The following is a 1,194-nucleotide window of genomic DNA, read 5'->3' on the forward strand; positions in this document are numbered from 1 at the left end:
TGACCTATGACCAGGCACCGCTGACCAATGTCTCGCGGCTCACCAAGGTGCAGCAGTATGGACGCGATGCGACGATCACGTCCGGTGTCGTTACCGGGGACACCGTGCGCACCATCCGTCAGATGGTCTACGACAATCTCACCTTCAGTTATACCAGGGTCGCAGCACAGTTGCCGGCAGCACCTGCCGACATGGGGGCTGTTTATCTGCCGTATTACGGCATGCAGGTGGGCGACCTCGACTTCGACGGCCGCGACGAACTCTGGGGCATCAGCCGGACCGAAAGAGACGAGAGTATCTACAACAGCCGGCTCGATATCCTCGGATTTGGAGACGACGGCAAGGTCGCGACGAAATCACAGAAGAAGCTTCTGATCACACGCCCGGATGCGACAAGTGAATCGGTTGGCTATCAGCTCCCCAACACTGCCAGCTTCGCGGGTCGGTTCACGTCGAAATCCACGAAAGACATCGGACTGATGACGGTCGTCTCACACACCGGCAACTCTGATGGGAATACCAACAGCTGGCTAGACCTGTTCAATGAGTTCGGCATTGTTGCCGATGGCTTGACGCATAACATGAAGGCATGCCCGAGCGCCAACACGACCGTCTGTGGTGTTATGGCCTCCCTTTCATCGAGCGCTTTACAGGCTTCCGCAAGGATCGCAGTCATAGACTCAAATGGCGACGGCCTGGATGAAGCCGTCAAGACCAAGTATTCGGTGGTTGGCGTTGCAGACTTTCAAGGTAACGGACGTCAGGGTTTGATCACTGGCGACAACAAGTCGGAAGCAGACCGCCTCGTCGATGGTGTGTGGAGTGCGGTTTCGATCGGCGCAAAGTGCAACAGGCCAGAAGAATATACCGAGCAGATCTACTGCGCGGTCGGCGACATCAATGGCGACGGTGCCAGCGATCTGGTCGCGGTGAGCATCCTGAACCAGAAGCTCGATGCTTACCTCTCGACCGGCAATGGCTTTATCAAGGTGGCAACCGGCCTGTCGTTCTCGAACGTGCCGATCCTGCGCGACCTCGACAATGACGGCAAGGCCGAGATCATCGGCGATGCCGGCCGCCTGAAAGAGAACCCCTATAAAACGATGGCGACCTATGCGCTTCAGTTCAGCGCGGACGGAGTTGCTGTCGTGGCCTCCGGCCAGTCTATTGCCGGCTCTGGCTGGTCCGGCGACT

Annotated in this window: 1 protein-coding gene; it reads left to right on the forward strand. The window is 57.9% G+C overall.

What is annotated here, in order from left to right; all coding sequences use genetic code 11:
- Positions 1-104: 104 nt before the first annotated feature.
- On the forward strand, positions 105-1,194 hold a 1,090-nt coding region (locus AC2GXZ_RS32530; protein WP_483763378.1), incomplete at its 3' end, for an FG-GAP repeat domain-containing protein.

This window comes from Aliirhizobium sp. YIM B11859 (genome assembly GCF_057163345.1).